At 43.6% G+C, this 19,458-nt stretch carries 17 protein-coding genes; 11 read left to right on the top strand and 6 right to left on the bottom strand.

Annotated elements, in window-relative coordinates; translation table 11 throughout:
• Positions 1-288: 288 nt before the first annotated feature.
• The gene (locus tag BJP34_RS50205; RefSeq protein WP_324610989.1) at positions 289-1,074 is read right to left on the bottom strand and encodes a transposase; all 786 of its coding nucleotides are present in this window, start codon (positions 1,072-1,074) and stop codon (positions 289-291) included.
• A gap of 75 nt (positions 1,075-1,149) precedes the next feature.
• On the bottom strand, positions 1,150-1,521 hold the full coding sequence (locus BJP34_RS50210) for a hypothetical protein (RefSeq protein ID WP_324610990.1): 372 nt from the start codon (positions 1,519-1,521) through the stop codon (positions 1,150-1,152).
• 69 nt (positions 1,522-1,590) lie between these two features.
• Between BJP34_RS50210 and tnpA the strand changes: the two genes are divergently transcribed.
• The 5 genes from tnpA (at position 1,591) to BJP34_RS33170 (ending at position 6,662) form a co-directional block, all read left to right on the top strand.
• The gene (gene tnpA, locus BJP34_RS33150) at positions 1,591-2,004 is read left to right on the top strand and encodes an IS200/IS605 family transposase (protein ID WP_070396005.1); all 414 of its coding nucleotides are present in this window, start codon (positions 1,591-1,593) and stop codon (positions 2,002-2,004) included.
• 209 nt (positions 2,005-2,213) lie between these two features.
• A complete protein-coding gene (locus tag BJP34_RS49775; RefSeq protein WP_267876433.1) occupies positions 2,214-2,342 on the top strand; it encodes a hypothetical protein in 129 nt (42 codons plus the stop codon).
• Positions 2,343-2,679: 337 nt separating this feature from the next.
• Positions 2,680-3,306, top strand: coding sequence for a 4Fe-4S single cluster domain-containing protein (locus BJP34_RS33155; RefSeq protein WP_070396006.1), 627 nt, complete (start codon positions 2,680-2,682; stop codon positions 3,304-3,306).
• Between the two features lie 1,231 nt (positions 3,307-4,537).
• Entirely contained in the window at positions 4,538-5,248 is a 711-nt protein-coding gene (locus BJP34_RS33165; protein ID WP_070396008.1) for a calcium-binding protein, read from the top strand.
• A gap of 340 nt (positions 5,249-5,588) precedes the next feature.
• Positions 5,589-6,662, top strand: coding sequence for a calcium-binding protein (locus BJP34_RS33170; RefSeq protein WP_070396009.1), 1,074 nt, complete (start codon positions 5,589-5,591; stop codon positions 6,660-6,662).
• Positions 6,663-7,078: 416 nt separating this feature from the next.
• On the opposite strand, the gene BJP34_RS33175 is transcribed toward BJP34_RS33170, so the two are convergent.
• The 3 genes from BJP34_RS33175 to BJP34_RS33185 all read right to left on the bottom strand — a co-directional run bounded on the left by BJP34_RS33175 (position 7,079) and on the right by BJP34_RS33185 (position 12,837).
• Complete coding sequence (locus BJP34_RS33175; RefSeq protein ID WP_070396010.1) at positions 7,079-10,390, bottom strand: patatin-like protein; 3,312 nt, start codon at positions 10,388-10,390, stop codon at positions 7,079-7,081.
• 117 nt (positions 10,391-10,507) lie between these two features.
• Positions 10,508-11,992: a UDP-N-acetylmuramoyl-L-alanine--D-glutamate ligase gene (murD, locus tag BJP34_RS33180; protein WP_229424145.1), complete on the bottom strand. Its 1,485-nt coding sequence runs from the start codon at positions 11,990-11,992 to the stop codon at positions 10,508-10,510.
• Positions 11,993-12,210: 218 nt separating this feature from the next.
• On the bottom strand, positions 12,211-12,837 hold the full coding sequence (locus BJP34_RS33185) for a Uma2 family endonuclease (RefSeq protein ID WP_070396011.1): 627 nt from the start codon (positions 12,835-12,837) through the stop codon (positions 12,211-12,213).
• Positions 12,838-13,415: 578 nt separating this feature from the next.
• Between BJP34_RS33185 and BJP34_RS45130 the strand changes: the two genes are divergently transcribed.
• The 3 genes from BJP34_RS45130 (at position 13,416) to BJP34_RS33190 (ending at position 14,462) form a co-directional block, all read left to right on the top strand.
• Positions 13,416-13,589 carry a hypothetical protein gene (locus BJP34_RS45130; RefSeq protein ID WP_158517618.1) on the top strand — a complete coding sequence of 58 codons (174 nt, stop codon included), beginning with the start codon at positions 13,416-13,418 and terminating at the stop codon, positions 13,587-13,589.
• 94 nt (positions 13,590-13,683) lie between these two features.
• Positions 13,684-13,827 carry a hypothetical protein gene (locus tag BJP34_RS45875; protein WP_168166537.1) on the top strand — a complete coding sequence of 48 codons (144 nt, stop codon included), beginning with the start codon at positions 13,684-13,686 and terminating at the stop codon, positions 13,825-13,827.
• 158 nt (positions 13,828-13,985) lie between these two features.
• Positions 13,986-14,462, top strand: a complete 477-nt coding sequence (locus tag BJP34_RS33190; RefSeq protein WP_293118780.1) for a nucleoside deaminase — start codon at positions 13,986-13,988, stop codon at positions 14,460-14,462.
• Here the strand turns inward: BJP34_RS33190 and BJP34_RS45135 are convergent.
• A complete protein-coding gene (locus tag BJP34_RS45135) occupies positions 14,412-14,588 on the bottom strand; it encodes a hypothetical protein (RefSeq protein ID WP_158517619.1) in 177 nt (58 codons plus the stop codon). The genes BJP34_RS33190 and BJP34_RS45135 overlap by 51 nt on opposite strands.
• An 800-nt stretch (positions 14,589-15,388) precedes the next feature.
• On the opposite strand from BJP34_RS45135, the gene BJP34_RS33200 reads away from it, so the two are divergent.
• The 3 genes from BJP34_RS33200 to BJP34_RS33210 all read left to right on the top strand — a co-directional run bounded on the left by BJP34_RS33200 (position 15,389) and on the right by BJP34_RS33210 (position 19,450).
• Positions 15,389-15,841 (top strand): cupin domain-containing protein, encoded by a 453-nt coding sequence (locus tag BJP34_RS33200; protein ID WP_193431296.1) that lies wholly within the window; start codon positions 15,389-15,391, stop codon positions 15,839-15,841.
• A gap of 316 nt (positions 15,842-16,157) precedes the next feature.
• On the top strand, positions 16,158-17,648 hold the full coding sequence (locus tag BJP34_RS33205) for an SLC13 family permease (protein ID WP_070396014.1): 1,491 nt from the start codon (positions 16,158-16,160) through the stop codon (positions 17,646-17,648).
• Positions 17,649-17,779: 131 nt separating this feature from the next.
• Positions 17,780-19,450 carry a CocE/NonD family hydrolase gene (locus BJP34_RS33210; RefSeq protein ID WP_070397018.1) on the top strand — a complete coding sequence of 557 codons (1,671 nt, stop codon included), beginning with the start codon at positions 17,780-17,782 and terminating at the stop codon, positions 19,448-19,450.
• Positions 19,451-19,458 lie beyond the last annotated feature (8 nt).

Here is a 19,458-nt window from a genome sequence, read left to right on the forward strand (position 1 = left end):
ACGAGTTTGTTACATTTAGTTAAGTTTTTTTTAAAAACTTGAATATTGAGTATAAAAACAATGGTGAAGCTGCTTCAAACACTCTGATTTGGAATTATAATTTTGACATCTCCCCCGGCTAAAGCACGGGGGATTCTATAAGGTTGTTACGCGGGAGCGGTTTTCCCGTCCCGCTCCACTCTTATATCGATATGATGTAGACAAACCACTGAATAAATCATATCGGTGTGGGACTGCCAAAGATCCCCTAGACACCTTGGCCATATTAAATGGCTGTGTGCTTACCTTTCAAAGAATGTTGGCAGCGCCGTTAGAGTCGGCGTTGATCAACTTTCCTGAAGCCGTTTGGTACAAACCACGTCTAACTCGTTTACCTGATGGAATCCATCCGCTGAGTTTTTCACCATATGTTGGTAATGAATCCCCGTCCAAGAAGGACGCTTTACTTGTGTAAGACTCTTCGGTAACTATTAACTTGATTCCGTGTTCATTGCATAATTGTTTTAGTCTTTCTATAAGTTTTTTGGTTGGGATGGGGACAAACTTCTGGTTCCCTTTTCTCCCCATATTGGAACAATTCTTTTGATCTTCGTTCCAACCTATTACAATATTTCCAATCCCGTCTTTCAAACAGCGATTAATGATGAAACGAGCAGCTTTATTCACTGCATCCCGCATCTGGTTGTTTCGTTTTAGTTGAATTCGGTCTAAAGTAGAATCCCAGTATTTTTCTGGTTTACCAGTTTTATGCTTGGCAACTAGTCGGGCATACCCCTGATTCATGGCAAGGAGTTTTTTGCCATCAATAATAAAGCTTTTTCCTAGGGTAGACACACAAGTCAACCAGTTATCGCCTCCGTGATCTATGCCCAAAGCGTGAGAGTAATCTAGTTCGGGATTAGTTTCAATTGGTGACTTTCCGTCATCTATTACCCAGTCAATCCACAACTGACCATAACAGGGGCGGATTGTTACCTCTTTGACCCAGTCAGAGTCTATGAACTCTGGGGGACTTAACGTAATTTCCGTCAGAAGTTCTGGTTTACTCTCTTTGCTTACAGAAGGGTAGAACAATCCTTGCTTGTAAGTGAGAGCTTGTCTGGGAAATGTGACAGCAGCAAACCCTCCTGATTTGCGGTATCGAGGGAATCAAGGTCTGTCCACTTCTCTTTTGTAATACAAACCCACCAGTTGGTTATAGCTTTTGATCGCTTCACCTACTGTCTTGAGAGTTTGCTGAGCGGACTGAGCTGCCATTGCCTTGTAATGAGGTGACATCTTCAAGGCTTTGTCAATCTCTGGATATTTAGTGGTACATTTGTAAGTTTTCCACCCAATTCTTAATTCATCTCCACGCCAGTAGGTGGTGTAAGCCTCTTGTTCTTTCAACCAATCGTAATGTTTTTGTTTAGCATAATAAATCGCACAATTAAACAAGCTGTTGGCTTGCTGGCAAAGAAATTCCCAAAATGCTCTTTCTTCGTCTGAAAACGTTGCTTTAACTGGGATCGTCTTGTACAAGTTGCATCACCTCCTTGTTTACACTTATCATGGCTACTACAGCCGCAGTCAACAAAATTCCGAAAAAAAATGGCAAAATTATCTAGCAAAGATTATGAGTACCGCCGTACAGAGGGGTCGGTATCTTCAATAAACTATCATTTTGTCTTTGTCCCAAAACGTCGAAAGCCTGTGCTAGTAGAACACGTAGCTCGACGGCTTCAAGAAATAATCTTTGATCTAGTCTCCGAACATGGCTGGAAACTAATTGCATTAGAAATAATGCCAGACCACGTCCATATGTTTGTAAACGCACCGACCCATGAATCTCCTGCTGAGATAGCTCGATGGGTGAAAGGTCGAGCTTCACATCACTTACGGAAAGAATTTCCTAATCTCAAGAAACTGCCTTCATTGTGGACTCCAACCTATTTTGTGGCGTCAACAGGTCTTTTCAGCACGGAGGTGGTCAAAAAATATATAGAGAGTCAGAAAGGAAAATAGCCAGGATACGACGGGGTTAACCCCGTCTCTGTTTTTCATCCCCGGTCATTAGACGCGGGGTTCTCAAATTTCAGGACGTTTTGATAGTTAAGATGATTCCTTGGGAATCCGGCTGAATGCTTACGCACTCAGTAAGTAGGTCGAGTAAGCTTTCCTACTGACTAAACCAAGGGTTTGAAAGGGTAGCACTAGAGTCGGGACTGGACTTCATGGGCTACCTAAAGGAGGAAAGTCCGATCAAACGGATGATCGTTATAGTTGCGATCGCATTTCTGATTAATCTCCTCACAGCAACAAAAGCTTTAGCAAGCCTTACCGCAGCACCTGCGGCGGCTTGATGCCCGGGGAAATCATAGCAGTGTTGATTCCCGTCCTTGCCGAGTACAAATACTCAAATGCCTTAGCACCGATGTGCTTCAGGAATTTGCTACCGCAATTTACCAGGCTACAGGTATTCCCGTGGGTTGCCAACCTGACCCAAGTAATTCGTAATTGATCATTGATGGTAAATTAAGATTAATTTTTAATGTCATAAAACATTAAAAATTAATGATTCTTAATTGAATCAAAGGGACAGTTATGGGGTAATAATTAAGCAGGATAAATTATAAATTACCAGTTGAATTGACCCTTCAAGAGTAGGGTTGCTCTGCAAATTGCTAAAGGAGAAAACCGATGACCAATCAGAAAACTAACTCATACCTAACCTTGATGGAAATTCCCCCTGGATACCTAAACATCATGGGTTATGTAGATGAGTCAGAAGTGAATGGTCCTGGCTGTCGCGCTGTGGTGTGGGTACAAGGGTGTATGCGGGAGTGTCCCAGTTGTTTCAATCCCGACTCTTGGTCCTTTGAGATTAACGAACTGATTTCGGTGGAGAAACTCGCTGAGAAAATTTTGAACAATCCTCGTAATAGTGGGGTGACCTTTTCCGGTGGGGAACCGTTTTGGCAAGCTCCTGCTCTAGCTGAGTTAGCTAAGCGAGTCAAAGCAGCAGGGTTAAATGTGATGTCTTTTACCGGCTTTACCCTAGAACAATTGAAATCTGACTATGCTCCTGCTGGCGCTCAGGAATTGCTAGACCAGCTAGATATTCTAATTGATGGTTTGTATGTAGAGTCTTTGGCAATTAATTCCCCAGATTCGCCAGTATCTTCTAGTAATCAACGAGTTCATGTGTTTAATCCCGCTTTTAAGGACAAAATTACCTGGTCAAGTGATCAAATGGAGATTCATGTACTCAAAGATGGTAGTCGGATGATTACAGGTTATTACGGTCAGATGAAAGTGACTAAGTGACATGCTCCTGACGCTCCCCTAGGGAAGAGGGCGGGCTTCCTATAAGACTTACGCAGCTCAAACAAAAAATTAAGGTTTGAGCCAATCTGGCATAGGAAAAAGGGAACAGAGCCTCACGGCGTTGCTTAATAATCGAATGATTTTAATAGTAGGTGCGCGCCTCCAAGGCCGCGAGCAATCCCTCGCGGCCTTGGGTCGCACCTGTAGAATGGGCATCTTGCCTGTTCCTGCCGGTGCGCACCAAAGCGCGAATTTAATTCTGAATGGGTCAAGGGCACCGGATATTTTCGGGCGGGCAGGATGCCCACCCCACTCATATTCATTCCGCCCCTCAGCCATGCCAGCCTAACAGGGTTGTTACCCCGTCAGGAGTGACGTTTACCCGTACGAGTCTAGTGACATACTCCCACACTGAATCGAAGATTACAGTGTGGGCTTCTTACCAACTCCAGCCATCGCTATCGGCTTTCGCCGACGCTACGCGAACGGATACTCGGTAAGCTTTATTTACGACACGGGATGCCCCTCCGCGCCGGAACAATACAATAAGTTCTATTTTTTAGGAACGTAGGTGGCTGACAAACCAGCATTTTCGGCTTTGTTTATCAGTACATATATTATAGCAATTTTATAATACCCTGTGCAAAATTCATCCCACACCTATGCTACGCATTAGGTGTGGGATGAATTTTGCCGGACAGCTAAAGGAGTAGAAAAGTCTTATTAATTTGGGCTTTGGGGGGTTTAGAACAAGGTATATTACTCGAACCCAAATAATGAGGCGGCTGAGCTTATTGCCATAACTCAATTATAGCAATGTAAAGAGCGTTGCGCGTACGCCTAAGCCGTCTATTTTCAGTTTAAGTGACCGCCATCTGGCCAGATGAAACTGATGTGTAGCCGTGTAAGCGCTAAGGATTAGTATAAGAAGATGATCGAAGCCTTTGCAAGAACACGAAAGTTGCCGTGAACTGACAGTCACCCCCTGAAACTAGACAAAACTGAGACAAAACTGAGACAAAAAACTGAGACAAAAAACTGAGACAAAAACTGAGACATTCTGTTGTTGTTTTCCCAGTATTCTGAAACTATAGAACGTTTAGCGACATGCAGCTATTGCGCTGAGACCGCTGACTGTTCAGACTTGGCTGATGTATATCACTAGGATTTACAGCTTGTTTTCCAAAGTTCAACATCCGACTATCAACTCACAAATTAAGGAGAAATTTCAATGTCACAAATCACAGGTACAGCAGGAGACGATGTCCTAACTGGAACCGCTGATGCTGATCAGATTGATGGCTTGGACGGCCATGATTTCATCCGTGGGGAAGGCGGTAATGATCTAGTCGAAGGCCGAAGAGGTCGGGACGATATCTTTGGCAACGAAGGCAATGACACCCTCAATGGTGGTGGCGGTCGAGATGATATCTTTGGCGGCGAGGGCAATGACCAGCTCAATGGTGGTCGCGCCAATGACGAACTCTTTGGCAATCGGGGCAACGACCAGCTCAATGGCAATGATGGTAATGATACCCTAGCAGGGGCTGGCTATGTCATAGGTAACACTAGCTTGGCTTTTGGCGGCGGCGAAATTGATACTCTAACTGGTGGGTCAGGAGCAGACCGGTTTAACTTGGGGATTCCCGAACGACTTCTCGATGACATCCGTCTCCCTGAAGGAGTATTCTATACAGCGTCTGGCAACAGTGACTACGCTTTGATTACTGACTTCAGTGTTGCAGAAGATACTATCGGTCTGTTGGGCAGTGCCAGTGACTATGTTTTGGTCGAGCAAAGCTTTGCTGGTGCAGGTGACTCATCAACGGATACTTTAATCCATCAGAATAATTCTGGTCAAGCTGGTGAACTGATCGGTGTTGTGGCGGATGTCACCGGTCTGGCTCTGAGTAGTTCGACCCAATTCACCTTTTTCTCCTAGTATTAATTCCGCTGCTATAGCAATCCTACCTAAATCCTAAACCATTTGTGAAAAACACTTTTTCAAGAAAAGAGTACTCAGTTTTGAGTGCTAAGTCCTAAGTAATAACTGTCACTGTTCACGGTTCAAATAGGATTGCTATAAAAGGGATTACTACTGTAGCTTCCCATAACTAAAAACTAATAGTTATTAATAACTTATGGGAAGCTTTATTAATTTGGTTTAACGTTTGCCTCAACATTTGCAATGGCTTGGTCAAGGGATTAATTCACTGTCATTAGCTAGTTGAGGAGTTAAGAGAATCAATTGAACATTTTTGCAATTTTAAGGAGACACTAAGATGCGATTTTTTATAGGTACAGACGAAAGCGAATTAATTGACCTTGAATCATCAACTGAAGGTTTTACATTTGTCGTGGCTGAAGGTGGTGATGACACTATTATTGGCGGGAGCGGTGATGAAACCCTCCGTGGTGAGGCAGGTAATGACTCGATCAATGGCGGTGATGGCAATGACAGAATCGAGGGTGGTGAGGATAACAACTCGATCAATGGTGGTAATGGTAATGACAGCATATTTGTTCTTGGTAATGGGAATAATACCCTGCTGGGCGCTCCAGGTAATGACACTATCTCTGGCGCTGATGGCAATGACTTTATCAATGGGGGACAAGATCAAGATAGCTTGAGGGGTTTTGATGGCGATGACACTATTCGTGGCGGTGCCGGTGATGATACCATCCTTGGTGACAATGGTAATGATTCACTCTTTGGGGGTAGCACTGGTGATGATTTCATTGAAGGTGGGGCAGGAAATGATACCCTTGACGGTGGAACGGGTAATGATTCACTCTTTGGCGACTTTCAATTTGGTTCCGCTAACTCTGGTGTACCGTCTAATAATTACATTGTAGGTGGCACTGGTAATGATTTTCTTTCTGGTAATCGAAGCTTTCCTCGGGGTCAAGATACATTAATTGGTGGTGCTATTGGTGTTAACTCTGGTTCAGGAGAAATTGACACTTTGCAAGGTGGTCTATCCAGTCAAGATACTTTTGTACTTGGGTTAGCAGCAGACCCGGCCAATGGTCTCCCTCAAGATGAGATACTTTACGATAACGGAGGCCTACAAGACTATGCTTTTATCACTGAATTTGGAAGACAAGGAGATAGTGCAGGACCAGATACAATTCAATTGGTAGGAGAGCTTGATGATTATGTATTGGGAGCATCACCTTTCACTAATCCCACCAATGATATCGATGGTGATACTAGTCAACTAGCTATTTCTCTAGACTCTAATGGTAATGGTAATTTCGATTCTACAGATGAATTGATTGCAATTGTTGATAATGTTTCTTCCCTTGAGTTTACTGTGCTACTAACTCCGGAGGTTTTCTTCACTTTCGTTTAGAAGCAAGGTCTTTTTGCTAACACAGTGACACATTAGTATCACTGGGCAGAAATCAAACATTAAAGGTGAGTACGGAACCCAGATACAGGTTCCGGGTTTCGCACTAAGAGGTTGTCTGAGAAGTCCCATTTGCTACATCCAAGCCCCCGTTGGTCCCCATCTGTAAAAAAGCGAAGCATCCGCTAATTCCCCCCAAGCGAGGGATTGCTCGCTTGGGGGGTTAGGGGGGCGGGGGACTTTTAGAAGCAAATTGACTCTTGTTCCCCCCAAAGTTGGGGGGCTAGGGGGGCAAAATTCAGTATCAAAAAACTTGGGAGATATCCTCTAAGGGAGAATCATTTGTTATTTGTCATTAGTCATAATACAATACCGATGATACTGAACTTGAGGTATCCTTAATCCTTCATACTTTATCATTAATCCTTGGTAATTAATCGTTCTTCTATAGCTTTCCAAGGATTCCCTAAAAGCCAAGACAACAGCCCAGTAATAAATGCGATCGCAAACCATATCCATGACCGATATAGGATAATAACCACAGACAGGACAGCAATCAGCAACAAGGCTACTTGCACTACCAGGTAAATCAACTTCTGGCGACTACCATCACCCTTTTTAATCCCTGATGATTGGCTAATCTGTTGCCACCAATAAAATAGTTGTAAGGATGTATTCAAGACTTGATAGATCAAACTACTACCGAAGCCTGGAGTGCGATCGCCTAATACAGTGATCAGCAGATCTCGCACAATCAGGGCAGCTCGGGTAGCGAGATTTGTTAGGATAGTAGTGGGAATATCCTTTGAAAATGTCTCTGAACCCACCTGGTAATGGTTGAGAAAGAACGTTTCTTTACCCTGGGGTAAGGAGTCAATGCTTTTCCTAGCTAATTCCTGAGCTGCTAGTAGACTAATGGTTTCACTAAAACTACCCTGAACTAGACTATACTGGGGTTTGGTGGTTAGACTTGTGGTTAGATTTGTGGTTTGACTATCGTTAGGAGCAGCAGGTTGAACTCGCTGTTGACTCCACTCTAGTTGTTCAGAAATTTCATCTTCAATCACATTCTGTAGGTCAGTGCTGAGAATATCACGATGTCCTTCTAGCACTAAATCATCCAGTATTGTTTTGAGATAATCCTCAGAAAGATCTGGATTAGGAGTCGCCAGCTTACGTAGATGACCTTTAATTTTATCCTGGTGATCAGCGGTAGCGTTAGGGAAAGACTCTTGAATTAAAAAATCTAAGTACTGTTCTTTAAACTGTTCAAATTCTTCTCCGGCTTCAGGTATGTTATATTCTTGAGCTTGTCGTTTCAAAAAATTAGGAAACTTAGCAATCCCCTCAGGAGTAAGTAACCCTTCCACGATCCGGTTTAATCCGTCTAAGCGCCCCCACATAATATCATTGGAACGCCAAGACTTCTTAAAGAAACCGCCAAACGCATTTAAGGTATTTCCCGCCAGTTTACTATCTAAGTTTTGCCCTTTACCAAAACCCAGCTGAGCATCATCTGGACTAATCCGAATCGTCTCGATCAGATTTTTTTCCTCAATTTCAGATAGATACTCAAAGGGATACAAAACTTTATCGAGTTCTCGAAATCGTTTAAAACGAGTCAAGAGTTCTTCAGACTGATTTACCCCACTTAGTTCAATGAATTTCTCTGATGCTTCCTCTATCTTACACAAAACGGAGGAGTATTGTTCTCCATTATTTTCCGTATCGTTATTTTTGAATTTTTCAGCCTCCCAGATTTTTTGAAGTTGATTTGGTTCTTGCTCTACTTGATTAACTTTTTGCTTAAATTGTTCAAAAATGCTGGAAATTCGCCGCTGGGGCAACCAGTCAATGGTAGTTTTTCCAACTGTTTGGGTTTCAGAGTTAGCGGCTAATTGTTCTGCTGCTTCTTCCGGTAATTTTTGCAAGAAATAGGCTGGGACTGTCTCTAAATAGGATTGCTGATGGTTTTGTGGGACAAATTCTGCTAGCCCCTCAGCATCGAGCAAGAAACGGTATAACCGAATTAGACGGTTGTAAATATCACTAAGCAGTTTCTTATTATTATCCGTAGACTCTGAACTTTGATTAGTTTGAAAGCATGATATCATATCATAGAAGGATTGACTAACCTGGGGATGATTCAACAGCTTAGTTAATGCCATCTTAAGGACTTCTAGGAGTTTAATGTGACGACCTAGCCTTAAGGCTAGGGATTGGAGCGTTTTATACTCAGATAATGATGGCTCCTGATTCATCAACTGACAAACTTTTTTAACGATATAGAAGTGCTTCCTTAAGGCATATTCGATATCGAGATTGCTAATCTGTTGACTAGGGTCTTGGGGAATAATGTCGTTATTTTCCCGTTTTTCCGGTTCAGTAATGTGTTGGGTCAGTAGCTTAGCTATTTTATCTAAAAGGACTTGCTTGTTTAATATTTCTTGGTAAGATTTGGTGCTACTGACTTGAGACATTCTCAAGACTAGAGGTAATGTGCGATCGCGTAAGCTAATCATACGACTACGCCAATAAATTCCCGTCTCAACTGGGAGCGTTGTCTGTTGGGAGTTGTCAGCCTTAGCAAATAAGGGGGATTCCGCATCGGCTAGCAGAGAATGGTAGCGCTGGATTTTCTGGTTACGGTCTTTGATTAACCCCAAATCATTACTAATACTTTCATAGGTCGGCATTCCTAACAACGACTCCTGGATTACCTCCCAGACATCAGGCTTTGGCATCTGATTAAACTTTTGGCTGCCAGCAAAATTATCTGGACTGGGATCGATATAAAATAACTTGCGCTCAACTGGATAATAGTCGGCACGATAATACATTTCTTTGATGGTATAACTGAAAGGCCGATTATCTAGCACACCTCCATCCACAAAGTGCAATTGATACCCACCGGTTGGAGGGGTTTCCGGTAACTTGCGATTCTTAAGGATTCCCCATTCTACTAACTTGGCATCGACCTGATTGCTAGGATTATCTAACTCAACGGTAACTACAGGGAAAGCAACTGGAAAACACGATGTAATACGACACAGTTTGGCCAGAGCTTGATAGGTGTCTTGAACCGTTGAATTGTTTGGGTTAAAATTGGGATTAAAGGGCTCTTTGCGACCTTGACGGTGCTTGAGATGAAAAATCGTGCGGTGGTCTTTAAGATCAATCACCCGTCCGGTATCATCAAAAACGGTATCAACCCGTCCTACAACATCAGTTCCTGTTACAAATAAATCTAATTCATTAAAGGAAGATACCCACTCGTCTGAGGGTGCTTTCTTTTTATTGCTCTGCCCTTGTTCAAAGGCTTTAGCTAGTGCCTCTTGATAGTAGCCCTTGCCATCTAAAATAGATTCCCCATCATTTTTCCCTTGAGTAATGCTAGGTTTATGCATGAGCTTGCGGATGTTGCCATTTTCCCGCCAAATTTGGGCAAAGTTTTCAAAATCGATGACTTCATTCTGACTACTATTGGTCAAAGCGTAGCTCAGCAGAACCCCATTAATCCCTCCCGCTGACGTGCCTGAGAGAATATCAACAATAATATCAGAATCGGTGAGAGCTTTAACAAGTTTATAGATACCTCGACCGCGAACAGCATTATAAAATTCGCGGCAAACACCGTTCATATAAATCGCTAGAGAGACTCCACCATAAACCACTAGTCCTAAGCGCAGTTCTCTGCTAAATTCTGGCTTGCTAAAGTTTTGGCTAGACATAATATGGCTCTCCAATTAGGGACGTTACCGTTAGTTACTGGCTAAATATAGCAATCCGTGTAGGAATTGTGAGAATTTTTGATGCCATATTCCCTACTCCCGTCTTGATGCAGTCGCTCATGGGGGAAACCCCCTTTGGCCGACTGCATCGCTGCTCCGAAGTCCCTGCTCCCTGTTCCCTGTTCCCTTTGCTATAGTAGTAAGGTGCTGCTGACACAACCTGCGGAAATCATCCCCGCGATGTTCAAAGCTTTGGTATTGGTCAAAGCTAGCACAGGCGGGAGAAAGCAGGACAACACTAGCATTATACTGTTGAGCTAGTTCTGCTGCTCTTGGTACCGCTTTCGCCATAGTTTCCACAATTTCGTAACTGGAGTAGCCAGCTTCTTTAAGGCGTGCCGCAAAAGCAGGTGCTGCCTCACCAATGAGTAACACAACCGCTGCTTTGAGTTTAATGGTTTCAATCCAACTGGTATCATCACCAGCTTTGGCTTCACCACCAGCAATTAGAATAGTGGGTGCAGCTACTGAGGCTAAACCGACTTGAGCCGCATCATAGTTGGTGGCTTTACTATCATTGATGAAGTCTATCCCCTGCCAGGTAATCACCTTTTCTAGGCGATGGGGTACACCAGGAAACTTGGCAATGGCGGATGCGATCGCATTTTTCTCAATTCCTGCCAATCGTGCTGTTGCCACTGCCATTAATAAATTTTGTCGATTGTGATCTCCGACCATTTGTAAGGATTTTACTGGCAAGATCGGTTCTGAGTCTGCTATCACCCAGTCATCTTGGATGTAAGCCCAAGGTTGAAAATTCCTCTCTCCCTGACCACCTGTGATACTAATCCAATAGGCATCGGGCCAATAGTTTACTCCCATATTACCCAGGTAAGGGTCATCCCCATTGATAACTTGTAACTGGGAGCGACGCAGTAAAGATGCCTTTACATCATAATAGTTTTCCAGAGTTTTGTGACGGCTGAGGTGGTCAGGAGTCAAGGTTGTCAAGACACCAATACGAGGGGCAAGGTCTTTGGAAGATTCGATTTGGTAACTACTGATTTCCCCAATTACCCAATCGATTGGGGATCTTTCCTGGGTTTTACCTGTGATTTCTGGTGCTAGGAGTAGTTCGCAAGCGGCATAACCAATGTTACCGCAGGCGGGGGCATGGAAACCAGCTTCTTGAAAAATAGCAGCAATCAGAGAGGTGGTAGTAGTTTTGCCGTTAGTACCAGTAACAGCTACCCATGGACAGGATTGGAGATAACGCCAAGCTAGTTCAATTTCCCCTATGGTCTCAATGCCTTGGGTCCTGGCTGTAACTAAGACTGGTATATCCCAGGGAACACCAGGACTAACTACAATTAGCTGGGGTAAGTCTGAAGAGTCTAGGGTTAGGGAATAACCCAGTTTAAGGTTAATTCCGTCTCTGGCAAGCTGTTGTTGTTGGTGTTGCCAGTCTTCTGGGGTATAACGTGCAGCGATCCGTTCAGGGCTAGCGGCATCGCTGAGAGTGACATCCCAACCTTCTTTTCTTAGAAGTCTTGCGGCTGCAAGACCTGAGCGTCCTAATCCAATAACATCAGCCTTAGGCATACTTTGATTGGTAGTGCATCTGATGGTTTGCCGTTTATAACTATAGCAGTTATAGCGGTTTTGAATTGGATAAGTTACTTACTTTTTGGGAGTAGGGAGTAGGGAGTAGGGAGTAGGGGGAAGAAACTTGACTTGACTTTATAAGTATTCTCAACGCTATAATTCTTTATTACTTGACATTAATAGGACTTAAAGATTATCCAAAAATATCGAATGTTTTAAAAATAGTTCCTTGCCCAATCTCGCACTGTTCGCCTAATTGCCCCCCTACCATCAGCCCGATGGCGCTCAATTAAACTAGGAAGCTCTTGAATCGGTAACTCAGGAAAAACCCTACTCTTTGCTTGTTCTACATACTCACCCTCTTGCAGTAAGTAAATTGTTAGTTTGCCAGAATCATAGCACCATATTTCTGGGACTCCCAAGCGAGAATAGATTGGCAAACGAGGCAGTGATTTACTAGTTACATCAATTTCTATAGCGAGATCTGGGGGGGGATCTTGGTTGAGTTCTAAGTCCAACCTGCCTCGAATCGCCGCTTCATTTTGGATATAAAAACAATTATCTGCTTCTACCCCAGCTAAGCTACTCTCTCGCCGCCAGGTTGTTGACCCTAAACTTTCGTAGTCTAAATCTAGTTCATCTGCCAGCTCTTTAACTAGGTCACCAATCACCTCTTTATAATATTCATGTTCAGGTAAAGGAGTCATAATCTCAAGGGTACCATAATCATAGGCTAAACGAGCAGAGCGATGGTCACCTAAATCCAGCAGCAGATTTTCAAACTGTTCCCAGGAAATGTTATGTAAAACCACCCGATCTGCTCTCTGTTTCGTCACTACCATTAGTTTGGTCTCCGAAGCTAATAATAGGTCATTTTTTTATTATAGAATTACTATCTATAGCAGTTATCAATTGCGTAATTTACAAAGTGCTGATAACTGAATCGCATCCTCTCTATCAAGCTGAGAAAAAATTTTTTGACAGGGATTTTCCAAAGGGTGCATCTCATTTTTGCTGTTTGACCCGGTGGTGCGTTACGGGGCGGGCTGTGTCTTGATGCAGTCGCTCATGGGGGAAACCACGGCAGTTGCTCATGGTTTGAAGTTACCGTAAGACAGGCTCGCCTTGTCTTGATGCAGTCGCTCATGGGGGAAACCACGGCAGTCGCTCATGGGGGGAACCCCCAAGACCGCGCTGCCTCCCCAAGACCGCGCAAATCACGCTAATCAATAAGTTTTCCCCCTTTTCTGCATAGCCGACCAACCATAAAGGCTCAACGTAATCAGGTTTCGTCTCCGGGGGAACCCCCAAGACCGCACTGCCTCCCCAAGACCGCGCTGCATCGCTGCCAACCCTGGCTACGAGGCGGAAAATGAGAACCCCCCCCTAACGCACCCTACGAAAAATTTTCAAATATGAGATGCACCCTTTTCCAAAAAGCTATATTCCTTTGCAACCGCTTCGCGAACGGAATCAAAACCACCAGGTTATTGACAATAACTTCGGGATGGAATTTAAGACTGAATATTATATCAAATATCAAGAAAGCTCAACAGGTGCTGGGTTGAGCACTCCAGACACTCCAGCAGCTTGAAGCATTAGGGGAATAAGGGGATTTGACCTTGCCATATGAGCCGACAAATCTTAATATAAGTTAATGTAAGACAATATTTCTCAACATATTAACTATGGCTACTTCAGAAGAACAACGCAAACAGAAAATTATGGAGCACCTGGAGAAAACTACCCAACTGCCTCAGCAGCAGCCTTCCTTATATTCAGAGGCTAGGAAGCAGAAAATTATGGAGCACATCAAATTGACACGAGGTTAAGACAAAGCCCTAGATATTCCGTAGGGTGGGTTAGGCGCGGCCAGGATTTGAGGGATTACCAATCAGTCGTTGAAAGCGCCGTAACCCACCTTCTTCAAATTGCGCACCTGACGACTGAGCTATCATGGCGAAGCGAGAATTCTAAACCATGGAAATTCATGACACAGCCCAACAGTCGGTTTATGAACGAGGCCATTGCTCTATCTGTGATCAGCGTTAGGTCTGGAAAGGGAGGTCCGTTTGGAGCAGTGGTTGTCAAGGATGGAGAGATTATTGCCAAAGCTCATAATCAAGTCACCTCCACTAATGATCCTACGGCACATGCTGAAATTGTAGCTATCCGTGATGCCTGCAAGGTCTTACAGACTTTTCAACTGACCGGTTGCGAACTCTATACTAGCTGTGAGCCATGCCCGATGTGCCTCGGGGCGATCTACTGGGCTAGGCTGGACAAGGTTTACTATGCCAATACTAAAGCTGATGCGGCTCAAATTGGATTTGATGACCAATTCATTTACGAGGAATTGGACTTGCCCATAAGCGATCGCAAACTCCCAATCATTCAATTAATGCGGGATGAAGCCTTAAGAGCTTTCCAAGAATGGCAAGAAAAAACCGATAAGGTAGAGTATTAATACTCTATAATTTCTACGCTTGTGAGGTACAAATTTCTGGTTTTTAGGGAGCAGGGAGCAGGGAGCAGGGAGCATATAAGAGCAAAGAGGGAAGAGGGAAGAGGGCAAAAATAATGTGTACCTCATAGCTACGATAAACGCTAGAGTGTAGCAGCTTAGGGCTTAAAAAAAAGCGATCGCTACTGAATCAAAAGCCGATCACCCTTAGCAGGAGAGATGGGGAGATGGGGAGATGGGGAGATGGGGAGATTTTTCTTAAAGGTAATTATTCTGACATGATATACAGGGTTTATAAATGAGATGTAAACCTGTATGGTATTTTTTTTACTGTCCAATAAAACTCCATATATCTTGCCACTCTTGCCTTTTGCCTTTTGTATGCAAGCCTTTTTCGGCAATTCGTGTGTTTAAAACCCAGAGACAAACCCGCTTATTCCCTAACGCCTATTTATTACGTATCTAGAGAAAAATCAAGATTGCTGGTTAAGGTGGAGTATAGGCTGTGGGGTGTAGGGCAATTCAAGGGCTATTTCATATTTCTTTACAAACTGTCCCAGATTAAGTCAATCGCCCCAAACAAAAATGTGAATTATAGGCTGTGGGGTTTAGGGGAATTCAAGGGCTATTTCATATTTCTTTACAAACTGTCCCGGATTAAGTCAATCGCCCAACAAAAATTTAGATAATATTAAATTTAATAGCTAGGGATTGGTAGATAAAGTAAACTACAGATAGTCTAAGACTATGCGGCGACTATCTTACTAGATTATTGATTAAGATTATTTCCTAAAAGTTACCACTTACAATTCTAAGCAATGCTTGGCTTTGAGTTGGTCAAATATTTTCCGACAACTCTGAAAGCACTTAACTAATTAAGTTATCAATTAAATTTTCAACAGTCAACCCTCAACAGTAATAACTCAACCATGGATAATCGTTGCATGATTCCGGTAGTTAGGTCTCCCAAAGACTACCAAGCTTATCGTATTAGTCCCCAAGATAAAAATCGCTTAGCCATTGTCTTCGATCCAGACAGTGCTAATGCTTCAATAACATTTTGTGTAGAGATTTTTGAGCCAGGAGGAAAGACTCCGCTCCATTATCATAAAATTGGAGTAGAAATGTTCTATATCCTCAAGGGTCAAGGGTTAGCCAGCTGTGATGGCAAAATCGTTACGCTGCGGACTGGAGATACCTTATTAGTTCCCCCTACAGGAATTCATGAAATTAGAAATACTGGCACTGAGCGTTTGTATACCCTGTGCTGGATGGTGCCTAATGAGGACTTTGCTGAACTAGTTCGCAGTGGTACACCGGTTGAATTCGATGAAGAGGATATGAGAGTGCTTGGGGGTCAAGATGTGTTGGTAGCTTGTTGAAGAATTTAATAGCTAGATATCTGGGACTGTTAATCACTTGATAGCTGATAGCTGATAGCTATCAGCTATCAGCTATCAGCTTATGTGCTACGCACACGCGTGCGCGAACAGCTTATGGGTTACGTCTCAGCGTAGAGTTATAGCACTACCCATTAAAGTTATGACGTTGATACAAGCTGAAAAGCTTTTTTATTCAACTTTTAGGTGCGCTTGACCTAGGCGAATTAAATTACGGGTCAAGCGCACCTTTGCCTTTTGCCTTTTGTATGCAAGCCTTTTGCCTTGCGCGTAGTGCTATACTGCCTAAGTCCTGTTGATGAAAAAAAGCTTTTACCTAGGAGTTAGTCTTTTTACCCTATGCTGGCTCCTTTCATTTTTTCCAGCATTACTCCCTGAAAATTTACCACCAACTGCTGTGAGAATGCTAGGAGCAACGCTTCTCATGGCAGTTTTTTGGATTGCTGAAACTATCCCGATTGCGGCCACCTCGATAATTCCCTTGGGTTTATTTCCCTTTTTAGGAATTCTTTCTGCTGAAGAGGTTGCTTCCGCCTATGCTTCGGATGTAATCTTGCTATTTATGACAGTTTTTTTTATTGCTAAAGCGGTTGAAAAATATAATCTACATCAGCGGATTGCTTTTCACATTATTAGCATTGTTGGTACCAAACCAACCAGGTTAATTTTGGGGTTTATGCTAACAACAGCAGTATTGTCGATGTGGATATCGAATACAGCTATAACCTTGATGATGCTGCCAATAGCTATCTCTATCATCGAACAAACAGGTCTTGCCAATCCCAATATTGATGTAGGTAAAACTCTGGGAACTTCGCTAATGCTGGGAATTGCATATTCAGCTAATATTGGTGGGATTGGAACCCCGATCGGGACGCCAACTAACCTTATCTTCTTGGCACAATTTCAAGAAAATTTTCCAGACAATACCCCCATTACATTTTATCAATGGATTATCGTGGGAGTGCCAGCTGTTTTGATATTTATCTTGTTAACTTGGATCTATTTAACTAAAATTACACTAAAGCTTGATAAGAACAGTTTATCGTCAGACTATTTTAATATTCCAGACAAAGAAGTCCAGAAACTGGGAAAAATGTCTCAGGGAGAAAAATACGTTGCCATTTTATTTGGGTTAACGGCATTTTTGTGGATTTTTAGGGCAGATATCACCATCGGTTCCTTTACATTAACGGGTTGGGCAACCTATCTGGGCGTGGCTAACTTTGTTCATGATTCCAGTGTGGCTGCCCTAATTGCTGTTATCATGTTTATACTTCCTGTGAAAACAGAGATGGGAGAGCCAATCAACCTCCTAGATTGGGAAACGGCTGTGAAAATTCCTTGGGGAATATTGCTGCTATTCGGGGGTGGAATTGCAATTTCTAAAGGGTTTGCTGCGTCAGGCTTGTCTCAATTCCTAGGGGATAATTTACAAATTGGGTTGCAGGGACTTTCAAGGATTTTGATGGTGGGTTGCATCTGTGTATTTATGACATTTTTAACAGAAGTGACCTCGAATATAGCAACCACAGCTCTGATCATGCCTATTTTAGCTACTGCTGCATCGATTATCAATGTCTCACCTGCTTTGTTGATGTGGCCTGCTGCAATTTCGGCTTCCTTCGCGTTTATGCTGCCAGTCGCAACTGCTCCCAATGCAATTGTTTACTCTCAGGAATATTTCCCAATTTCTACCATGGCTAAGGTAGGATTAGTTTTAAATATCGTGGGGGTGATTCTAGTAAGTTTGTTGATGAATTTTGTAGCTATCCCCATGTTGGGATGACTAGACTTTACAGGTTGCAGGTTGGAAGGTTGAAGGTTGGAAGGTTGAAGGTTGGAAGGTTGAAGGTTGGAAGGTTGAAGGTTGGAAGGTTGAAGGTTGGAAGGTTGAAGGTTAAACAAGAAACGGCATCAATGGTAACACGGGATGGAGTACGGCTGGATGCGGATATCTACCGTCCCGATAGTGCTGGTGAGTTTCCGGTGTTGCTGATGCGGCAACCCTATGGAAAAGCGATCGCATCTACGGTAGTCTATGCTCATCCCACTTGGTATGCTGCCCAGGGTTACATTGTAGTGATTCAAGATGTCAGGGGAAGGGGCACTTCAGACGGTAAGTTTGATTTGTTTGCCCACGAAGTAGAAGATGGCTTTGATAGTGTTAACTGGGCAGCCAGTTTACCGGGTAGCACTGGGGATGTGGGCATGTATGGCTTTTCCTATCAGGGGATGACTCAACTGTACGCTGCTGCAAGCTATCCCACCGCTCTGAAAACGATCTGTCCAGCGATGATTGGCTATGATTTATACAGCGATTGGGCCTATGAGGGAGGAGCGTTTTGTTTACAAGCTAATCTGGGTTGGGCGATACAATTAGCAACAGAAACGGCACGATTGCGGTCAGATGAGCAAGCCTATCAACTGCTGTATGCAGCATCTCGGAATTTACCCCTGTATGACCCAATTCCTGCTCGCCCTCAAATTCTCCAAGACTTAGCACCAGACTCTTTTTATCACGACTGGTTAGACCATCCTCACCCAGATGAATACTGGGAAAAACTATCTCCCAAGGGAATGATGCAGGATGTAGACATGCCCATGTTACACATTGGCGGATGGTTTGACCCATTTTTGCGAGGGACACTTCATTTATATAAAGATATGGCATCTGATGGCTGTTCGCCCCAGCATCTGATCATTGGACCTTGGGCGCACCTGCCTTGGGGGCGTCAAGTGGGAGCAGTGGATTACGGTCCCCAGGCGAATAGTCCCGTTGATGGCTTGCAAGTGCGTTGGTTTGACCACTTCCTCAAGGGAATTGATACCAACGTGGTTGAGCAACCCCCTGTTTGTCTATTTGAGATGGGAACTAATCGGTGGCGTTATTTTGATCGTTGGCCTGATGGCAATCAGAAATCTTATTATCTGGTAACTTCCGGTTTAGCTAGTGTCAGGGAAGATTCTGGAAAATTAGTCCCAGAAGAGTCTCAAGACATGCAACAGCCATCGGAGACAGAGGGAGTATCCCAAATCCAGCATACCTGTGATCTATCCTGTGACTTATTAGTTCATGACCCTTGGCGTCCAGTTCCAGCCATGGGGGGTCATGCAGGGATGCCAGTCGGTTCATGCGATCGCACTGCCATAGATTGTCGCACAGATGTTTTAACCTACACCTCTGAACCCTTAGCAGAAGATTTACATTTGCTAGGGGCTGTGCTGCTAGAGGTGTTTTGCACAGCTGATACTCCCAGTTTTGATATCTGTGCAGTTTTGTCGGAAGTCCATCCTGATGGCAGGGTTTACAATGTCACTCAGGGATATCGGCGGGTGAATCCTGGGGACACTATTAATCCGTTGCGTATTCGATTCCAAGCAACTTTTGTGCGTATTGCCCAAGGCAATCACTTGCGCTTAAGTTTGAGTGGGGCTTGTTTTCCCGCTTATCCAGTCAATTCCGGCACCGGGGCTTTTCCTAATGACAGTCGATTGATGGATGCTCAGATTATTACTTTGATGGTGAGTTGTGGAGGAGATTATCCAACTCGTGTTTTATTACCTATTTTTAGGTCTGATGCACAATAAGCGCCATT

Source organism: Moorena producens PAL-8-15-08-1 (assembly GCF_001767235.1).
Lineage (GTDB): Bacteria > Cyanobacteriota > Cyanobacteriia > Cyanobacteriales > Coleofasciculaceae > Moorena > Moorena producens_A.

What these genes read in the sequence shown, in the direction of transcription:
- BJP34_RS33155 (WP_070396006.1), top strand. Translation starts at nt 2,680, where the DNA reads ATGACCAATCAGAAAACTAACTCATACCTAACCTTGATGGAAATTCCC.
- BJP34_RS33185 (WP_070396011.1), bottom strand. Translation starts at nt 12,837, where the DNA reads ATGGTAGTGACGAAACAGAGAGCAGATCGGGTGGTTTTACATAACATT.
- BJP34_RS33190 (WP_293118780.1), top strand. Translation starts at nt 13,986, where the DNA reads ATGACACAGCCCAACAGTCGGTTTATGAACGAGGCCATTGCTCTATCT.
- BJP34_RS33165 (WP_070396008.1), top strand. Translation starts at nt 4,538, where the DNA reads ATGTCACAAATCACAGGTACAGCAGGAGACGATGTCCTAACTGGAACC.
- BJP34_RS45875 (WP_168166537.1), top strand. Translation starts at nt 13,684, where the DNA reads ATGGCTACTTCAGAAGAACAACGCAAACAGAAAATTATGGAGCACCTG.
- BJP34_RS45130 (WP_158517618.1), top strand. Translation starts at nt 13,416, where the DNA reads ATGCACCCTTTTCCAAAAAGCTATATTCCTTTGCAACCGCTTCGCGAA.
- tnpA (WP_070396005.1), top strand. Translation starts at nt 1,591, where the DNA reads ATGGCAAAATTATCTAGCAAAGATTATGAGTACCGCCGTACAGAGGGG.
- BJP34_RS49775 (WP_267876433.1), top strand. Translation starts at nt 2,214, where the DNA reads ATGGGCTACCTAAAGGAGGAAAGTCCGATCAAACGGATGATCGTTATA.
- murD (WP_229424145.1), bottom strand. Translation starts at nt 11,992, where the DNA reads ATGCCTAAGGCTGATGTTATTGGATTAGGACGCTCAGGTCTTGCAGCC.
- BJP34_RS33170 (WP_070396009.1), top strand. Translation starts at nt 5,589, where the DNA reads ATGCGATTTTTTATAGGTACAGACGAAAGCGAATTAATTGACCTTGAA.
- BJP34_RS45135 (WP_158517619.1), bottom strand. Translation starts at nt 14,588, where the DNA reads ATGAGGTACACATTATTTTTGCCCTCTTCCCTCTTCCCTCTTTGCTCT.
- BJP34_RS33210 (WP_070397018.1), top strand. Translation starts at nt 17,780, where the DNA reads ATGGTAACACGGGATGGAGTACGGCTGGATGCGGATATCTACCGTCCC.
- BJP34_RS33200 (WP_193431296.1), top strand. Translation starts at nt 15,389, where the DNA reads ATGGATAATCGTTGCATGATTCCGGTAGTTAGGTCTCCCAAAGACTAC.
- BJP34_RS33175 (WP_070396010.1), bottom strand. Translation starts at nt 10,390, where the DNA reads ATGTCTAGCCAAAACTTTAGCAAGCCAGAATTTAGCAGAGAACTGCGC.
- BJP34_RS33205 (WP_070396014.1), top strand. Translation starts at nt 16,158, where the DNA reads ATGAAAAAAAGCTTTTACCTAGGAGTTAGTCTTTTTACCCTATGCTGG.